Origin of the sequence: Prevotella sp. P4-98, assembly GCF_002251405.1 — a bacterium.
GTDB lineage: Bacteria > Bacteroidota > Bacteroidia > Bacteroidales > Bacteroidaceae > Prevotella.
Window position 1 is genome coordinate 188,159 of record NZ_NPJC01000060.1, and the last position, 17,229, is coordinate 205,387.

Consider the following 17,229-nt stretch of genomic DNA (forward strand, 5'->3'; position numbering starts at 1 on the left):
GTTTTAAATTATCTGAATAGTTGAGAGCCACCAACAGCGGTAAACTCCTTTTCGTTGTCTTTACGCATTTCAATAGCGGTACTGCTCCACCATGAAGGCCATCCTCCAATGATATTTGCCAAGAAGACAACCTTGATGGGGTGTAACCCTTTGGCCAATGCCACAGAGCTGTCGTTCATCGTACTTGCCTTTACGTCGCCTTCGTTGTTGACGACGAGCTTGTTGTCAATCCATACTTGTTCCAGACGCGACGAGAGGTAATACACTCCGTCCTCAGGAATGTTGATGTAACCTTCGGCAATAGCAGCGTAATTGTTAGCTCCGCGCAGCGTAGCACCATCATCTTTACGCTGGATTTTAATCTGTTCCAGATTGCTGATGATGGATTTTTCCCATTCTGCATCAGTCCAGTTCAGGTCATCAACCTTTAGGAAATTACCCTTCACACGACTCATCTGCAATCCAGATTTTGCACCATCAATCTTAATGGCAGGTGCATAGGTCTGCTTTTCAATATTGACTGTTCTGATGCGGCTCATCTTGCCGGAAGGCAAAACCGTTGCAATCTTGATGATGGTATTGTCGCTTACCTTGATGGGCGAGGTGTAGATGGTTGACGATGGAGTAGGAGTGGTACCGTCAAGCGTATAGACCATCTTGATAGGACGTGAGGTGGTGAAGGTCACCGTAGTGTCTTTAGTGATGATGACCTTGTCGCAAGAACCCCATGGCTGTTCGGGCAATGGGATATGATAGCGCACGCGATGTTCGTCAAGACGTATGCTGTTGACATCGCCAGCGCATGCTGGAGTGGTGTTACCACCCAGCATTATAGCGCAAACTGCCAACGAACAAAATATCTGATGAATCTTTTTCATGTTCATGAATAGTATTGTTAGTTGTTTTATCTTATAGCGGTTTGTATTCTACGAAGGCTTCCATAGCCTCATAGCAAGCCAGTCCTAAATGGTCATAGAGCTTTGCGGTAGCGCGGTTGCGGTCTTCGGCTCTCTGCCAGAACAGGCGTTCATCGTTGCCTAAGAATGGTGCACTCTCCATTTGGGATTGGTGCTTGAGAATAGAGTTGCGCTTTGCTCTCAATTCCTCTGGACTAAGTGGAACGCACATCTCGATATTCTCTATTTCCCATTCTGCCCATGCGCCACGGTACATCCAGATACGGCAGTCTTTCAACCACTCAGCACCTGCTTCCTTCTCAAGATCAATGGCTGCGAGTACCGCATCGGTACATTTCTTGTGTGTGCCATGAGGATCGGCAAGGTCGCCTGCCACATAAATCTGATGAGGCTTTACCTTCTGCAATAGTGCTCTTACGATTTCTACGTCCTTTTCGGTCATAGGCAACTTCTCTATCTTACCGCTTTCGTAGAAAGGCAAATCAAGGAAGTGTACGTGGTCGAGGGGTATTTGATTGTAGGTGCATGCGGTACGAGCTTCACCGCGACGTATCAATCCCTTGATGGTCAGCACGTCTTTAGTGTCGAAGTCACTTTCTTTCTTGTTGGCAAAGAACGACTTGATTTCTTTGTATTTGGTAGAGATGACACTATCCTTAGAGTCGGTGAAGAGCTGGTTGAAGCCGTTGATGAAGTGCATGAATCGTGTAACTTCCTCGTCGCCAACAGCAATATTTCCCGAAGTTTCATAGGCCACGTGTACGTCGTGATTCTGTTGTACCAATCGACGAATGGTGCCGCCCATAGAAATCACGTCGTCATCGGGGTGTGGGGAGAATACGATGACGCGCTTGGGGTATGGGGTAGAGCGCTCTGGACGATAGGTGTCGTCGGCATTGGGCTTACCGCCTGGCCAGCCTGTGATAGTATGCTGCAGATCGTTGAAGATCTTGATATTGGCGTTATAGGCCGAACCGTATAGGGCCAAGAGCTCGCTCAATCCGTTCTCGTTATAGTCTTTATTGGTCAGTTTCAATATGGGTTTGCCGATTTTCTGGCAGAGCCAAACCAAGGCAGAACGGATCATCTTGTCTGTCCATTGGCAAGATGTGACCAGCCAGGGGTGTACGATGCGGGTAAGTTGACATGCTGCGCCTAAGTCAAGAACAACATGAGCATCTGGGTGAGTCTGTAGAAATGACGCAGGAAGTGTGTCGGTGAAAGAGTTTTCCACTACTTTCTGCATGATCTCTGCCTTTTCCTCACCCCACGCGGTAAGATATACGGTCTTGGCAGAAAGCAGGGTGGCAATACCCATGGTGAGTGAGCAGGGAGGGATGGTCTCCTTGGTTTTCTCACTTGCTTCCATTTCCTTACGTGAGATGTTGCCTATCAGAATGATGCGAGTCATCGACTGGATGCTTGATCCTGGTTCGTTGGCTGCAATGTTTCCTGAACGGCCAATGCCGATAAGGGCAATGTCTAAACCACCGAACGACTTGATGCGCTGTTCGTAAAGGCGGCAGCAATCCTGTACGCTCTCTTGCGCTACAAAACCGTCGAGCGTGAAGATGTTTTGTTCTTCAATATCTATATGGTCGAGGAAATGCTCCTTCAACTGGTTGATGCTGCGGATAGAGCTGTTCTTCTGGAGCGGATAGTATTCATAGGCGTTGAATACGACTACATTGCGGAAACTCAGTCTCTTTGTCTGATAACGGCGGATAAGTTCTTCATAGACTGCGATGAGCGACGAACCTGTGCCCAATGCCATTACATAAAACTTTCCTTCATGTTGTGCTGCTTTGATGCCGGCTTCGATTCCGTCGGCAACATGACTGGCACCTTCTGCCATAGAGGCAAAGATGTCGGTATGAATCTTCTCCATTCTGGAGATTTCGGAGTATTCTACGGTATTCTTTGGCTTGTAGAATTCAACTGGAACTTTGTTAAGTACGATCTGTGAACTAAGATTGAGTCTCATAGTCAATATCAATTTTAAATAGGATGTCTTTTTAGTCTTTATACTCTCGTCACAGTTTTGCTAAACATGTTTAGTTCAATTCATGGCTTGAGGATCACTTTCTGTTGTTGTTATATATCTGATGAGGTCTGTTAGTCGTTTATTTTAAGTCCCATGCTATGGCTGAGGCACCCAAAATGGCGGCTTTAGCACCATCAAGACCGCTCATCAAGAATCTGGCCTTGCCTTTATATAATGAAAGGACATTTTCGTTATACGCTTCTTCTATCGGACGGAGCAACAGTTCGCCTGCCTGGGCAAGACCGCCGAAGAAGATGAATGCTTCGGGACTTAGGAATGTTGCGATATTGGCGCATGCGATACCGATTCTTCTTCCTGTCTGTTTGAATACTTCTTGAGCCATGGCGTCTCCTGCCATTGCTGCTTTATATACTTCGTATGATGTGAGCTTGTCGGTGGCAATATCTCTCACAGAGGTGGCTTCTGGCGATTCTTCCAACATGGCTATTGCTGTGCGTACTACTCCCGTTGCAGAACAATAGGTTTCAAGGCAACCTTTTCTGCCGCAGCCGCAGGGTCTTCCGTCTGGCTCAACAATCATGTGGCCCAACTCTCCGGCAAATCCGTCGAATCCGTAGATGAGTTGACCGTTGGCCACAATTCCTGAACCTACGCCTGTGCCTAATGTCAGTTCTACAAAGTTGGTCATGCCAACGGCCACTCCATATTTCATCTCGCCCATGGCTGCTGCCTTGGCGTCGTTGGTCACTACAACGGGGATCCCTAATTCGTTGACAAACATATTGGCTAATGGCACAATACCTTTGGCCCAAACCAGATTTGCTGCGTGTTCTATAGTGCCTTTGTAATAGTTACCGCATGGAGCACCAATGCCCATGGCACGGATCTTTTCCATACCACCGACTTGTTCGGCTATCTGTTTGATAGCTTTTACAGATTCCATGATATACTGATCTACACTTGGGTAAGCTTGTGTCTTGATAGAAGTAGTGGCTATAATCTCGCCTTTGCTATCGACAACACCAAACACGGAATTGGTTCCTCCCAAATCCAAGCCTATCACTAAAGATTTTGCGCCGTATTCCATAATTCAATTGCCTTATTGTTTTTGCTTGAGTAATACCGTTGATGGGTGTTAAATACTCATTTATAAACTAATTTATTAACAGTTATGCGATAACTAAAATATTTTATTTTGCAAAGTTACAAGTTTTATCATATAATGCAAGCGTTTTATGGTTAATATTTCTAAAACGTATCATTTTTTTTCTGAGATGAGGTCTTAATGGCTTGAAATCGTTGCGTTTTTGCTTGTGCTGGGCCTGTTTGTAGTGGCTTGTGGATGGTGGGTGCTCGATTGAGCGTTTGTGGTTTTAGTCATTTGCATGTGAAAATTTGGTTTGTTTTTCACAAGTGTATTGATTTTCTTTATATTCGGGATGGTTTCGGGATGTCTTCGGGTTGTGGTTGGTAGTGTGTGAGAGGTGTTTTTGCGTAAATCCAAAGTAAGTCCCAACTGCCTCCCAAGTAAGTCTCATTTATTAGCAGAAGGTCATGGGAGTATGCTGGGAGAAATTGTTGGTGTGTAACGTATGATGCGTTTGCTGGTGTAAAAACAAGGCTGTGCTTCTTTGCTTGTATTCTATATATAATAAGGTGTGGGGTGAATTGTTGCTGAAAAGTTTAGATGAAAACAGATAATTTTTATCGGTTTAAGATTTATTAACTACAAAAAGATAGTTATGAATATTAAAAAAGACCATCTTTGCAAATAAAAAATATTATTTATGTTTTGTGACATAATTAAAAATATTAAAAATATAAATAAGAAATCCTCAGTTCAAGGGCGTATATTGGAGAAATTTGTCTCGCAAGGTGCCTTTACAATACCTGAGATATCGAAGGCGGTCGGAGTAAGTCTTCCTACTACTACATGCGCCATCAACGAACTCATGAAGGCAGGGCTTGTAAGAGAGGCAGGGAAGAAAGATAACTCTGCCGGACGCATACCAATGGTCTATGACCTCATGCCGGCAGCTGGCTATTTCGTGGGTGTGAATCCAGAAATGGACTGTTTGGCTCTTGCTGCAAGCGATTTCTGCGGCAATCTGATAACAGAAAAGATAAGAGTTCCTTATACATACGAAAATACTCCAGAGAATCTGGAGCAAATGGCTAAGATTATCAACGATTTCATTGCTACACTTCCTTACGCTAAAGAAGAAATCCTCCAAATTTGCGTGAATGTGGCAGAGCGCGTTAATCCTTTCGAGGGAAACGCCTACAACATGTTTACCTTCCTTGAAGATTCGCTGACCAGTAAACTCACTAAACTTATTCAGATTCCCGTCTGCATCGAAAACGACACAAGAAGTATGACATTTGCTGAATTTATCAAGGGACGAAGCAAAGGACTGAAGAATGTCATTTTTGCCAACGTATGTTGGGGCTTAGCCATCGGCATTATTATTGACGGCAAACTCTACTACGGAAAGTCGGGATATTCTGGCGAATTTGGACACATGACAGCCTATAATAATAACATCATCTGCCATTGCGGAAAGATCGGTTGCATAGAAACAGAAGTTTCAGGAAGGGCACTTAAGAGAAAACTGACAGAGAAAATCTTGAATGGAAAGACGTCAATCCTCTCTGATAAGGTGCTCAACAAGAAAGAGGAACTCACCCTGCAAGACCTTCTCGACGCTATCGCCAAAGAAGATGTGCTCAGTCTTGCTACATTGCAGACAATTGCTGACGAACTCGGCAAACAGTTGGCTGGCGTCATCAACATCTTCAATCCAGAAATGTTGGTCATCGGTGGAGAAATGTCAGTAACAGGCGATTACCTCACACTTCCGGTAAGGATGGGCATTAAGAAATTCTCACTTAACATCATGAACGAGGATTCGCAGATAGTGACCTCAAGCTTTATCAGTGATAGCTGACGTTTTGGGGCAGTCCATGTGCGGTCGATGACCAAGGCAGATGGCATTTATCAGTAGCGAAAGCAGGTTATTTCAGAAAAAAACACTAATTTTGCACACATATTGATAATAAGCAATGACCAACGGACGAATACTTTGGGCTGACGATGAGATGGAACTGCTCCGTCCTCATCTGCTCTTTCTGGAAAGAAAGGGCTACGATGTCGTGACCGCTACCAACGGTACCGACGCCGTAGAACTCTGTAAGCAACAGCAGTTCGATGTGATTCTGCTCGATGAAATGATGCCCGGTATTACCGGACTGCAAGCGCTCGAACGCATCAAACTGATACAACCCACGGTGCCCGTAGTCATGGTGACGAAGAGCGAAGAAGAGAATATCATGAACGAAGCGGTGGGCCGCAATATTGCCGACTACCTCATCAAACCCGTCAACCCCAATCAGATTCTGCTCTCGCTCAAAAAACTTATCCATCGTAAAGAACTGGTGGCAGAAACCACGCAAACTGCCTATCAGCAGCATTTTCAGCAACTATCCATGCAAATGATGGATTGTTGCTGTTGGAACGATTGGGCTGTGCTCTACCGACAACTCGTAGATTGGGAACTCAAGCTCGTTTCGGCTGATCCTGCACTGGCAGACATGCTTCGCATGCAGAAGGCAGAAGCCAATCTCGGATTTGCCAAATTCGTGAAGCGCAACTATGCCGATTGGATGCAACACCACGATTTCACGATGAACCACGACGTCATGCAACACCACATATTGCCTATGCTCAAACAGGGTGAGAAAGTTTTTCTCGTGGTGTTCGACAATTTCCGCTACGACCAGTGGAAGGCTATCGAAACCGAACTGACCGATTACGACATCACCGAACAACTGTGTTGCAGCATTCTGCCCACTGCCACGCAATATGCTCGCAATGCCCTCTTTGCAGGAATGATGCCCAGCGAAATCAAGCAACGCTATCCCGATTGGTGGACTGAAGAAGATGCCGAAGAGAGCAAAAACCTCAATGAGCCACACCTCATACAAGCTTTCCTCGACCGCGTGCGTCGTCGCGATACCTTCTCCTATCATAAGATCAACGCCACCGATGAAGCCGAACAACTCTTGGCAGAAGCCGACGAACTCTTGCAACGCAACAGCCTCAATGTTGTGGTGGTCAATTTCATCGATATGTTGTCGCATGCCCGAACCGAATCAAAGATGGTGCGCGAACTCGCTCACGATGAGGCTGCCTACCGTTCGCTGACGCTCTCTTGGTTTCGCCACTCCGCCATCAGCCAGTTGCTCCATCGGTTGTCACAGACAGACTGTCGCGTTGTACTGACCACCGACCACGGCAGCATTCGCACCGATACACCGGTGAAAATCATTGGCGATCGCAATACCAACACCAATCTGCGCTATAAGTTGGGACGCAACCTCGCTTGTGAAAGTCGCGATGTGTTTACCGTCAAAGACCCTAAGAGTGTCTTTCTGCCCTCGCCAAATATAAGCACCAGTTATGTGTTTGCCACGGGCAACACCTTCCTGGCCTATCCCAACAACTACAACTACTATGTTGCCTACTATCGCAACACGTTCCAGCACGGCGGCATCTCTATGGAAGAGATGATCATCCCACTGGTCACACTGAAAGGAAAAAACAGATAACAGATAAAACAATAAAGATATGGAAATCACTATCAACGGTCTCGACACCATACGCAGCGTCGCACGACAGTTTATCGAGAATATCGGTAGCTCGCGTGTCTTTGCCTTCTATGGCAAGATGGGTGCAGGAAAAACCACATTTGTCAAAGCACTTTGTGAAGAACTGGGGTGTGACGATGTCATCACTTCGCCCACCTTTGCCATCGTCAACGAATATACTGACGGCGAACAACAACCTGTATATCACTTCGATTTCTATCGCATTAAGAAACTCGAAGAGGTCTATGACATGGGATACGAAGAGTATTTCTACTCAGGGGCACTTTGTCTGATAGAGTGGCCCGAACTCATTGAAGACGTATTGCCCGATGATACCGTCCGCGTCACCATCGAAGAACAAGCCGACGGTAGTCGTCTGCTGACGTTCTGATCCGTCTCAACCATATCATAACAGGAGGCAATCACCGACTTCAGGTCGTGATTGCCTCCTGTTCTTGGTATGGCGGTAGCAGAACCGAGAGTGGCTCCTACAGGTTTTGTTCCTGCCAGTCGAAATCGGCTTGCACCACAAAGAACACGTCTTCTACCGGATAATCCTTCTCGTGGTACTCCTTGGCATGCTTGGCCACATAGTCTGCCACATCCTGAAGGTCTATCTCTACTTCCGCATCGGTACACTCCAGCATACCGCTGTCGTAGTAATATTCCACGATGAGATCCATCATAGTACGGATATCATCGGTGGTGTATCGGTCTTGAAGCTCGCTGGACAAGGTGTGGAGAATATATGCCGCCTCACGGGCATCGTTCTCTTCGTCTATGAGAAGCTCTTCTTCAATGCTTGTCATTGTTGTCAGGGTATTGGTACTACAGCAGATTTTCAATCTTCTCCTGCAACTTAGTCTTGGATTGGGCACCTACCAACTTGTCAACAACCTGTCCGCCTTTGATGAACAGCAGGGTGGGGATGTTGCGAATGCCCAGTTCGGCGGCAATATCTTCACACTCCTCAATATCACACTTAGCCACATTGACGCGACCTTCATATTCTTTTGCCAACTCTTCTACTATAGGAGCTATCATGCGGCAGGGGCCACACCATGTGGCCCAGAAATCTACTACAAGGGGCAGATCGCTGTTTTTCAGCTCTGCAAAGTTTTCGTTTGTGACATTCAATTCCATAATTGTAAGTTTGTTAATTAATACTATAGGTATTTATACACTCATGGGTTAAAAGGCAAATATCGTGCCATTTTCCCCGTTTAGTTAATCTTATACGACAGGGCAGACGATTGCTCTATATAGTTGAGCAATGCGGGTTTCACATCAATAGCGGTCGATTGGCTGCGCAACAGTATGCGGCGGCGCTTGCTCTGATCCACAAATTGGAAGAACAGCTGGGTCTTGCCAGGACTCTCGTGAGCCAGTTCGCCTAGTTCGGTCACTATCTGTGAGTCGAGTTGCGATACGTCGATAGAGATGGTGATGCGCTCAATGGCTTTGTCCTTGACACTCTGCATGTATTCTACCGAGGAGACGCGCAGGTCTTTAGGGCCGTTGTCATCTTTATTGCCATACTGAGAGTAGCGCGAAACCACCTTGCCGGTCACATAGACCGTGGCTCCCACTTCAAACATGCCGCGCATCTGTCCCCAGCTTTCGCCGAATAGTGCAAGACGCCCTGAACCTTCAAAATCCTCGATGGTGACAAAGCCGCAGGGGTCGCCGCGCTTGGTAAACTTCTGTTCCACATTGGTGACAATACCGCCCAGCACCACTGTTTCGCGGTCTACCAATGCATTGATGTCTGCCAGTTCGGCACATTTGGTGTTGCAAAGTGCGTCAATCACCACTTTATATTCATCGAGCGGATGGGCAGAAAGATAGATGCCCACCAGATCGCGCTCCTTGTTTAGTCGCATAATGTTGCTCCACTGCTCGCCTTTGGGAATGGGCGGTGTGGCTATCTCCACAGCGTTTTCACCACCAAAGAGTGAGTTGCGCGCCTCTTGCTGCTCGGCCTGATACATCTGTCCGTAACGCACAAGGGTGTCGAGAAACGATTCGCCCTTGTTGTTCTTTGCGAAGAAATCTTCGCGCGGAATACGGAAACCGTCGAAGCCACCGCTCAGCGCAAGACTTTCTATCGTCTTGCGGTTGACAGCGCTGAGGCTTACACGCTGCACAAAGTCGAAGATGTCCTTGTAAAGACCGTTTTTCTCGCGCTCGGTAATGATGGCTATGGCGGCAGGGTCGCCCACGCCTTTAATGGCTGCGAGACCGAAACGTATCTCTCCTTTCTTGTTCACACCAAACTTCTGATAGCTCTCGTTCACATCGGGACCCAGTGTTGCAATGCCCATGGCCTTACATTCATCCATCAGTTTGGTGATTTCTGTAATCTGATCGCGACGTCGGCTCATGATGGCTGCCATAAACTCGGCAGGGTAGTTTGCTTTCATATAGGCTGTCTGGAATGCCACCCATGAGTAACATGCCGCATGTGACTTGTTGAACGCATAGGATGCAAACTTCTCCCAGTCTGCCCATATCTTCTCCAATACCTTAGGATCGTGTCCGTTTTTCTTGCCGCCTTCGATGAATTTAGGCTTCATCGCATCAACGATGTCTTTTTTCTTCTTACCCATCGCCTTACGCAGCGCATCACTCTCACCACGGGTGAAGTCTGCCAACTGACGTGACAACAACATCACCTGCTCTTGATAAACGGTGATGCCGTAGGTGTCTTTCAGATATTTCTCCATGCAGGGAATATCGTAGGAAATTTCCTCTTTACCGTTTTTACGCGCGATAAACGATGGGATATAGTCCATTGGCCCCGGTCGGTAGAGGGCGTTCATGGCGATAAGGTCTTCGAAAACGGTAGGGTGGAGCTCGCGAAGATACTTCTGCATACCTGCCGATTCAAACTGGAAGGTACCGATGGTGCGTCCTTGCTGATAGAGTTCGTAGGTCTTGGCATCGTCTATCGGGATGGTATCGAGATCCACTTCTATGCCACGGGTCTGCTTGATAATGGCACAGGCCTCCTTCAACTCCGACAGTGTCTTCAGTCCAAGGAAGTCCATCTTGATCAGTCCGGTCGATTCAATGACGTGACCATCGTATTGGGTGCAGTTGGTTTTCTCACCCTTGAAATCGGGGTCGTCGGCAGTAGATACCGGCACCCAGTCGCTGATGGGGTCTCGACAGATGATGAATCCGCAGGCATGGATACCCGTACCGCGCACCGTTCCCTCCAACATCTTCGCATATTTGATAGTGTTTGCCATCTTCGAATCGGTCGATACCTCGGCATCGCGCAGCTCCGGCACGCAGGCTATGGCATTGGTGAGGTTCATCTTTTTGCCATCGGGCAACTTGTCGGGAATGGCTTTACAGAGGGCATTGGCTTCGGCAAGGGGTAGCTTTTCCACGCGAGCCACGTCCTTCAGCGAGTTTTTGGTTGCCATCGACGCATAGGTAATAATATGCGCACAGTTCTCATGACCGTATTTATCTTCCACCCATTTCAGCACTTTACCACGTCCGTCATCGTCGAAGTCGGTATCGATATCAGGGAGTGAGATACGGTCAGGATTGAGGAAACGCTCAAACAGCAGGTCGTATTTCAACGGGTCAATCTTTGTAATTCCCAGACAGTAGGCTACCACAGAACCGGCAGCAGAGCCACGTCCGGGGCCTACCATTACACCGAGTTCATCGCGTGCAGAGTTGATGAAGTCTTGCACAATGAGGAAGTAGCCGGGGAAACCCATCGTCTTCATGATGTGCAGTTCAAACTTTACACGGTCGTGCACCTCGTCGGGGATAGGGTCGCCATAGCGGTTGCGGGCACCCTCATAGGCGAGTTTTGCCAGATAGTCGGCTTCATACTTGATACGGTATATTTTGTCGTAACCGCCAAGTTTCTTGATTTTCTTCTCTCCTTCCTCTGGCGAGAGAGGGTTTTCACCATTCTCGTCGGTGGTAAACTCGTCGTAGAGTTGTTGTTCGGTGTATTTCTGGCGCCATTCTTCTTCGGTACCAAACGATTCAGGGATGGGGAAGAAAGGCATGATAGGGTCGTGGTCGAGACTGTAGATCTCAACCTTATCGAGTATTTCGGTTGTGTTCGAGAGGGCTTCGGGAATGTCGGCAAACACCTCGTTCATCTCTTCGCGGGTCTTAAACCACTCCTGTTTGGAGTAGAGCATACGTGTAGGGTCGTCCAAATCCTTACCCGTAGAGAGGCAGAGCAAGTGGTCGTGGGCCTCGGCATTCTCTTGATCCACAAAGTGGGCATCGTTTGAACAGACGAGCTTGATGCCGTATTCGTGTGCCAGTTCTATCAATACCTTGTTGGCTTGTTGCTGCAAAGGGAAGGTTTCGCGGTTGGCACGCTGGTGGGGATCGCGCACCTCATGGCGCTGCAGTTCAAGATAATAGTCGTCGCCAAACACGCGGTGATACCATTCCAAAGCTTCGCGTGCACCAGCCATATCACCGTCAAGAATCTTTTTGGGCACTTCGCCGGCAATACATGCCGAGCAGATGATGAGTCCTTCGTGGTATTTCTCCAAGTCGGCACGGTCGGTACGAGGGCGCATATAGAATCCATCAACCCAGGAATTGCTCACCAGTTTGATCAGATTCTTATAACCTTTATAATTCTTAGCGAGCACAATGAGGTGGTAACCGCCCATGTCTTCCTTGCCTTGGCGATTCTCCTTGCTACCACGGCGAGCCACATACATCTCACATCCGAATATGGGCTTGAAAGGCTCGAGACCTTCCTTCTTACGTCCCTTGTTGACACCGCCCACATAATCGTGGAATTCCTTGATGCCAAACATGTCGCCGTGGTCGGTGATGGCCATGCCGCGCATGCCGTTCCCAACGGCTTTATCCACCAGTCTCTTAATGCTCGACTGACCGTCGAGAATAGAGTAATAGGTGTGGACGTGTAAATGTATGAAATCTTGCATATCTATTGTTTATTGTTTGATAAATGTGGTGTAAAGTTACGCCTAAAAGGTGAGAACTCCAAAAGAATGGAATAAAAAATTTGTGAAATAGATAAAAATAGCGTACCTTTGCAGATGGAATAAAACAATCGTACCACTACGTATGGGAAAAAGACTAAAGAAACTTAAGAAAATTAGAATACACCGTGAAGGTACAAGCGAATTGGCCATTAGCATGATACTTATCATTGTTTTGGCTATCGGATTGTGGTTTGCCTTCGATACGAAGATTCCTTTTTGGATTAGCATACTTGGTTTGGGCACGGCATGGATGCTGGCGCTCAATTTCTATCGCTGTCCTATCCGTTATTTCAATGGAGATACCCACAAGATGGTCGTGGCACCTGCCGATGGAAAGATCGTTGTAATTGAGGAAGTGGATGAGAATGTCTATTTCCACGATAAGCGTTTGCTCATCAGCATCTTTATGAGTCCGCTCAATGTGCATGCCAACTGGTTCCCCGTTGACGGTAAGGTGAAGTTTGTGAGTCATCACAATGGAAATTATCACAAGGCTTGGTTGCCCAAAGCCAGTGAGGAAAACGAGCATGCAGACATCATGATTACCACTCCAGAAGGTGAGGATGTGCTGGTCAGACAGATTGCCGGTGCTATGGCCCGTCGCATAGTTACCTATGCAAAGGCTGAAGAGGAATGTAACATCGACGAGCACTTAGGCTTCATCAAGCTCGGATCGCGTGTGGATGTCTATCTGCCAATAGGTACTGAAGTGCGTGTACGCATGGATCAGCCTACCACTGGCGACCAGACCGTATTGGCGGTATTGAAGTAATACAGTTACATTTTACGAATTCTACATTATGAGCATCAAAAAACATATTCCTAACACCATAACCTGTTGCAATCTCATCTCTGGGTGCATCGCAACATGTATGGCATTCTACAGCGAATGGGATAAGGCATTGCTGTTTATCGTTATTGGTGCGGTATTCGACTTCTTCGATGGTATGAGTGCACGCCTCCTTGGTGTTAGCTCACCCATTGGTAAGGAACTCGACTCGTTGGCTGATGACATCACTTTTGGTTTTGCACCTTCTGCAATCCTCTTCGACTATCTGTATTGTCAGGTTGAAGGCATGGGAGGATTATATTCCCTGTTGCCTTATGTCGCCTTTGTGATGGCTGCCTTCTCAGCGTTGCGCTTGGCTAAATTCAATCTCGATGAGCGTCAGACCACATCGTTTATCGGTGTGCCCACTCCTGCAAATGCCCTCTTTTGGGGGTCTTTGATTGTGGGTAGTGGCAAAGCTATTGAGGCATTACCCTACAGCATTTATGTTGTGGTGGCTGCCATCTTCTTCACCAGCTATCTGCTTATCGCTGAGATTCCCCTTTTCGCTTTGAAGTTTAAGCATTGGGGATGGCGTGGCAACGAGGTGAAGTATATATTCATTCTCTCTTGCATTCCATTGCTCTTACTGCTCCAGGTCAGCGGCATTGCCGTTATCATTGCCTGGTATGTGGTATTGTCATTGTTTACCAATATCAACAAGAAGAAATAAGTAAACCCTATAGTCATGCTTAAAGCCATAGGAGGAATGATCCTCTTTGTTTTTTTCTTTATCGTGTTTCTTGTCCTACTTGTGGGGGGACAGGTGTTGCGAATGATTCGCCGCATGCAGAGACAGATGCGTGATGCTGCAGGCGAACATGCCAGACAGTATCGCAACGAGACTGGACGGCAGCGCCAACAGTATGATCGTCGTGCACAGGCGGCTGGTTATACCAATAGTCGATGGGAGAATGAAACGGTAGAGGAAGATCCTGTTGAGGTGCATACCACGACACAATTTGGTGAAACCATCATAGACCGCAGAGGTCGTGAAAACAAGAAGATCTTTGATGATGGCGATGGAGAATACGTCGATTTCAAGGAAGAGAAATAATCCAAATAGTATATCAATAACAAAGCGAGCCGCAACATTCTGTGTTGCGGCTCGCTTTGTTGGTATAAGTAAGTGGGATTAAGGATGTACGAGGGTTCCAATTTCCTCACCTTCCATGACTTTCTTCAGATTGCCCACCACGTCCATGTTGAATACATAGATAGGCAGATTGTTGTCCTGACACATGCAGATAGCGGTAAGATCCATGACCTTCAAACCGCGTGACAATACTTCTTTATAGGAGATTTCGTCAAACTTAGTAGCGGTTGGGTCCTTTTCGGGGTCGGCGGTATAAATACCATCCACGCGTGTGCCCTTCAGCATCACGTCGGCTTCTATCTCTATGCCACGCAGACTACTGCCGGTATCGGTAGTGAAATAGGGGTTGCCAGTACCTGCAGAGAAGATGCATACCTGTCCTGCTTCCATCGCCTCGATAGCTTTCCATTTGGTGTAGAATTCGCCGATAGGCTCCATGCGGATGGCTGTCAGCACCTTGTTCTTCACACCGATAGCTCCCAAAGCTGATGATAGTGCCAGCGAATTGATTACTGTGGCACACATGCCCATCTGGTCGCCTTTCACGCGGTCGAAGCCTTTCTGACTGCCGCTAAGTCCGCGGAAGATGTTGCCACCGCCGATGACGATACCAATCTGTACGCCCATCTCACTGACTTCCTTAATTTGTCGGGCATAGTCGCTGAGGCGTTCTGCGTCGATGCCGTAACCTTGATTGCCCATCAAACTCTCACCAGAGAGCTTCAGGAGGATTCTTTTAAATCTTGCCATATTATCTTTGTTTTTTATTGATTATTGTCTATCATCATGTAGTAGGGGTGTTCAGATCACAAACGATACTTCTTTGAAAGCATAGCGGCGTCGCTCCCCATCTTCGGTCATCAGTACCAGGTGTCCGTTTTCCTCCACATCTTCTATGCGTGCCATAAAAGCGCCTTGCGCATCGCAGTAGGGGTGAAAGCCTTTTCGGCGGTATAGGGTCTGCATGTAGCGTTCCCTTACATCCTGCAGCATATAGCTTTCCATGCGACAGATAATATCTTCCAATAGTGCTTGCCGGTTGGTTTCCTGTCCGGTTATCTGCCAGAGCGATATGGGGTTGGGGGCATCGCTTTGAAATTCGCGTTGGTTTACGTTGATGCCTATGCCCGCAATGCTATCGCATATCTGCATGCCTTTCAGTCTGTTTTCTATCAGCATGCCACAGATCTTAGCATTTCGCCAATAGATATCGTTAGGCCATTTCACGCTTAAGTCGCCTATATATTGTCCTAATGCGTCGGTCACCGCCAGTGATACTGCCATAGAGATATGAAACTGTCGGTTGGCTGGTACGTGTGTGGGGTGCATCAATACCGAGAACGTGAGGTTTTTGTCTCGTTCCGATTCCCAATGGTTTGATCCTTGTCCGTGTCCATCTGTCTGATAGTTTGCCCATACCACACAGTCTTCATCACCGCCATGTTCTCTCAGCCATCGGTTCGTGGAATCTGTCTCCTCGATATACACTATTTTTTCTTTCATAGTACAAAGGTAGTGCAAACCGAATGGAATACAAAATAAAAACGAGTTTTTATTTTTATTCCCGAGGTGCTGCCTACTTAAGATGGTAATCACTGGTTAGTGAAAACCAAAATCGGATGGTGGTCGAATGGTGGTCGAAAACCCCACAAAATGACAATCGACCACACCTATAATAGATTGAAGGATAGTATGATGCAAGTATCGGTGGTCGAGTGGTCGAATTTTTTTGAAAACTGAATTAACTATATGTGTAGGTGGTGCGACCATTCGCCTGTGATTTCTCTTGCTTACAACAGCAGGCAACTTGCTGTTTTGATGGCTGTTTGATAGCAGGTGTTTGATGATAACGCATGCGCGTACGCAAGCATGCGTACCTTTATTAAATGAAACAAGGTATATGAAATTTTAGTGTGAAAACGGTTTTCTTCTGCATTTATGATCCTTTTCTGAGGATATTCAACTATTTTTTTGTAATTTCGCAACCATGACACAAGAAGAACAATTGAAAACCGACGAACGCTATATGCGTATGGCATTGGTGGAAGCTGAAGCTGCTGGAGCAGCAGGTGAAATACCTATTGGTGCTGTAATCGTATGTCAGGGCAGGGTTATTGCCCGTGCCCACAACCTCACGGAAACTCTCAACGATGTTACTGCGCATGCTGAGATGCAAGCCATAACGGCAGCTGCAAACGAATTGGGAGGAAAGTATCTGACCGATTGCACACTCTATGTTACCGTAGAACCCTGTCCTATGTGTGCAGGTGCATTGGGCTGGTCGCAGATTCCGCGTATTGTCTATGGTGCTGCCGACGATAAACGAGGATTCCATGTCTATGCCCCCAAGGCATTACACCCTCGTACAACGATAAGTGGCGGCATTCTTGAGGAAGAATGTCGCCAACTTATGCAAGATTTCTTTAGAAGCAGACGATAGTTGTCATCGTGTGACTATCGTACTGGTAGTGAGGTTTCGGATTTATTCACCGATCACTAGTGTCCACTAAATAAATTTAAGACTTAATTCTCTTACAGTTTGTAACTTCTCGGCAGGTTCGCTTTTGCCGAGCAAATCTACGAGAGGGGTTCTGTCCAACAATGAGACAGATAAAATTCTTAACAAATCATACATTTCCATATTCAATTTCATTTTTCGTTCAACAATCGCAACCAAGCAATATGCAATGATTGCACTATACAATTGTATCTTTACAGCATTTTCG

The 17,229-nt window shown here is 46.8% G+C and carries 15 protein-coding genes and 1 pseudogene; 7 read left to right on the forward strand and 9 right to left on the reverse strand.

The features are described 5' to 3' along the window. Positions 1-8 precede the first annotated feature (8 nt). The 3 genes from CIK96_RS10320 to CIK96_RS10330 all read right to left on the reverse strand — a co-directional run bounded on the left by CIK96_RS10320 (position 9) and on the right by CIK96_RS10330 (position 4,009). Positions 9-884, reverse strand: coding sequence for a chitobiase/beta-hexosaminidase C-terminal domain-containing protein (locus CIK96_RS10320; protein WP_094440521.1), 876 nt, complete (start codon positions 882-884; stop codon positions 9-11). A gap of 25 nt (positions 885-909) precedes the next feature. After that, positions 910-2,901 carry a glucosamine-6-phosphate deaminase gene (locus tag CIK96_RS10325; protein ID WP_094440522.1) on the reverse strand — a complete coding sequence of 664 codons (1,992 nt, stop codon included), beginning with the start codon at positions 2,899-2,901 and terminating at the stop codon, positions 910-912. A 139-nt stretch (positions 2,902-3,040) separates the two neighbouring features. After that, a complete protein-coding gene (locus CIK96_RS10330; RefSeq protein WP_094440523.1) occupies positions 3,041-4,009 on the reverse strand; it encodes an ROK family protein in 969 nt (322 codons plus the stop codon). A gap of 766 nt (positions 4,010-4,775) precedes the next feature. Here CIK96_RS10330 and CIK96_RS10335 point away from each other — a divergent pair. The 3 genes from CIK96_RS10335 to tsaE all read left to right on the forward strand — a co-directional run bounded on the left by CIK96_RS10335 (position 4,776) and on the right by tsaE (position 7,960). After that, complete coding sequence (locus CIK96_RS10335; RefSeq protein ID WP_158214859.1) at positions 4,776-5,870, forward strand: ROK family protein; 1,095 nt, start codon at positions 4,776-4,778, stop codon at positions 5,868-5,870. Positions 5,871-5,985: 115 nt separating this feature from the next. Continuing rightward, complete coding sequence (locus CIK96_RS10340; RefSeq protein ID WP_094440525.1) at positions 5,986-7,530, forward strand: bifunctional response regulator/alkaline phosphatase family protein; 1,545 nt, start codon at positions 5,986-5,988, stop codon at positions 7,528-7,530. 19 nt (positions 7,531-7,549) lie between these two features. Beyond that, positions 7,550-7,960, forward strand: a complete 411-nt coding sequence (gene tsaE / locus CIK96_RS10345; protein ID WP_094440526.1) for a tRNA (adenosine(37)-N6)-threonylcarbamoyltransferase complex ATPase subunit type 1 TsaE — start codon at positions 7,550-7,552, stop codon at positions 7,958-7,960. Positions 7,961-8,057: 97 nt separating this feature from the next. Here tsaE and CIK96_RS10350 read toward each other — a convergent pair whose 3' ends face one another. The 3 genes from CIK96_RS10350 to dnaE form a co-directional block, all read right to left on the reverse strand. Continuing rightward, on the reverse strand, positions 8,058-8,378 hold the full coding sequence (locus CIK96_RS10350; RefSeq protein WP_094440527.1) for a hypothetical protein: 321 nt from the start codon (positions 8,376-8,378) through the stop codon (positions 8,058-8,060). 19 nt (positions 8,379-8,397) lie between these two features. Further along, positions 8,398-8,712 (reverse strand): thioredoxin, encoded by a 315-nt coding sequence (gene trxA, locus CIK96_RS10355; RefSeq protein WP_094391263.1) that lies wholly within the window; start codon positions 8,710-8,712, stop codon positions 8,398-8,400. 80 nt (positions 8,713-8,792) lie between these two features. Then, positions 8,793-12,518 carry a DNA polymerase III subunit alpha gene (gene dnaE, locus CIK96_RS10360; protein WP_094440528.1) on the reverse strand — a complete coding sequence of 1,242 codons (3,726 nt, stop codon included), beginning with the start codon at positions 12,516-12,518 and terminating at the stop codon, positions 8,793-8,795. A 142-nt stretch (positions 12,519-12,660) separates the two neighbouring features. Here dnaE and CIK96_RS10365 point away from each other — a divergent pair, with 142 nt between their 5' ends. The 3 genes from CIK96_RS10365 to CIK96_RS10375 are packed head-to-tail and all read left to right on the forward strand — an operon-like array spanning position 12,661 to position 14,464. Then, complete coding sequence (locus tag CIK96_RS10365) at positions 12,661-13,350, forward strand: phosphatidylserine decarboxylase family protein (RefSeq protein WP_094391265.1); 690 nt, start codon at positions 12,661-12,663, stop codon at positions 13,348-13,350. A 28-nt stretch (positions 13,351-13,378) separates the two neighbouring features. Next, on the forward strand, positions 13,379-14,080 hold the full coding sequence (pssA, locus tag CIK96_RS10370; protein WP_094391266.1) for a CDP-diacylglycerol--serine O-phosphatidyltransferase: 702 nt from the start codon (positions 13,379-13,381) through the stop codon (positions 14,078-14,080). 15 nt (positions 14,081-14,095) lie between these two features. After that, a complete protein-coding gene (locus CIK96_RS10375) occupies positions 14,096-14,464 on the forward strand; it encodes a DUF4834 family protein (protein ID WP_094440529.1) in 369 nt (122 codons plus the stop codon). 78 nt (positions 14,465-14,542) lie between these two features. Here CIK96_RS10375 and pyrH read toward each other — a convergent pair whose 3' ends face one another. Both pyrH and CIK96_RS10385 read right to left on the reverse strand, forming a co-directional pair. Next, the gene (gene pyrH, locus CIK96_RS10380; RefSeq protein WP_094436613.1) at positions 14,543-15,253 is read right to left on the reverse strand and encodes a UMP kinase; all 711 of its coding nucleotides are present in this window, start codon (positions 15,251-15,253) and stop codon (positions 14,543-14,545) included. Between the two features lie 51 nt (positions 15,254-15,304). Continuing rightward, a complete protein-coding gene (locus CIK96_RS10385) occupies positions 15,305-16,006 on the reverse strand; it encodes a biotin--[acetyl-CoA-carboxylase] ligase (RefSeq protein ID WP_094440530.1) in 702 nt (233 codons plus the stop codon). A gap of 484 nt (positions 16,007-16,490) precedes the next feature. On the opposite strand from CIK96_RS10385, the gene CIK96_RS10390 reads away from it, so the two are divergent. Further along, positions 16,491-16,943: a nucleoside deaminase gene (locus tag CIK96_RS10390; RefSeq protein WP_094436609.1), complete on the forward strand. Its 453-nt coding sequence runs from the start codon at positions 16,491-16,493 to the stop codon at positions 16,941-16,943. Positions 16,944-17,009: 66 nt separating this feature from the next. Here the strand turns inward: CIK96_RS10390 and CIK96_RS13380 are convergent. Next, positions 17,010-17,229 (reverse strand): annotated as a pseudogene (locus CIK96_RS13380) (IS4 family transposase); the annotation flags it as partial.